General features: G+C 58.0%; 1 protein-coding gene. It reads left to right on the forward strand.

What is annotated here, in order from left to right; translation table 11 throughout:
- Positions 1-79: 79 nt before the first annotated feature.
- Positions 80-1,102, forward strand: a complete 1,023-nt coding sequence (locus E5S69_RS32045) for an IS110 family transposase (RefSeq protein WP_115737184.1) — start codon at positions 80-82, stop codon at positions 1,100-1,102.
- Positions 1,103-1,355 lie beyond the last annotated feature (253 nt).

The following is a 1,355-nucleotide window of genomic DNA, read 5'->3' on the forward strand; positions in this document are numbered from 1 at the left end:
CGGACATAATGAAATGGTCAGCCCGATCGCCCGATGCATCGCCTAGGCTGGAGGCGTTACTTCTCGGAGGGAGACTGCCATGAGTGAAGTCGCGTTGATCGGCATTGATCTCGGCAAACATGTCTTTCACTTGCATGCCCAGGATCGCGGTGGGCATGAACTCTGGCGCAAGAAGGTGACGCGCAAGCAGTTGCTCCTTTTGATGAGCAACTTTCCGCCCTGCACGCTGGTCATGGAGGCCTGCGCAGGCTCCCATTGCCTTGCGCGAGAGCTGCAGGCACTCGGTCACGACGCCAAGCTAATCGCGCCACAGTATGTCAAGCCGTTTGTGAAGGGCAACAAGAACGATTTCGTGGACGCGGAGGCTATTTGCGAGGCGGCTTCCCGACCCGCCATGCATTACGTTACGCCCAAGACAGAAGCCCAGCAAACGCTGGCCGCGCTGCATCGCGTCAGGGAAGGATTGGTGCGAGAACGCACGGCAACCGTCAATCGCATTCACGGCATTCTCCTTGAGTTTGGCATCAGCTTACGCGTCGGCATGCGTGTCATTGAGCGGCTGCCCGTCACGTTGGCCGAGCACACGCTGCCTCCCAGGCTCGTGCAGGTGCTAGACCGCTTGCACGCCCATTTCAAGTACCTTGACGACCAGGTCAAGCAAGTGGAGTCTGAACTCTCGCAGCAACTCAAGGAAGACGACAACGCTCAGCGTCTGTTAGCCATCCCGGGCATCGGAGCCATCACCGCCAGCTTGCTGGCCGCAGAGCTTGGTGATGCCAAGCATTTTCGCTCCGGTCGAGATTTCTCCGCATCGATCGGGCTGGTACCAAGGCAGTACAGCACCGGTGGACGACCGATTCTGCTTGGCATCAGCAAGCGGGGCGACAAGACGATGCGGTGTCTGCTGATTCAATGCGCCCGAGCCGTGATGACGCGCCTTCACCGACGCACCGATGCGCTCGGAGACTGGATTCGGAAGATGCTCGTACGGCGCCATTCAAACGTGGTCGCGTGTGCCTTGGCCAATAAGCTTGCAAGGATAGCGTGGGCGTTGTTGTACCGCCGCAGTGATTACCGAATTCAGGTGGCCGCGACCACCTGAAGGTTGGCCGACCGCGCTGGTTTTTTGTTAGTTCTGGTTTTGCGACGTTGACTTTGATGACCTAACGGCCCAGTGGCCCGGTGGACACCCTGACAAATTGGTTAGCTGCCAACAAGCTGCGGACATTTTAAGGACCACTGGGCGCGACTTTCATCGTGGAGCGGGGAGCAATCTCCAAGCAGACTCCGGATAGATTTAGGCAAGCCACAGATCATCGACCTCAACCTTGCAAAGATCGGGCTGACCATAGATT

Origin of the sequence: Cupriavidus necator, from assembly GCF_013141915.1 — a bacterium.
GTDB classification, from domain to species: domain Bacteria; phylum Pseudomonadota; class Gammaproteobacteria; order Burkholderiales; family Burkholderiaceae; genus Cupriavidus; species Cupriavidus necator_B.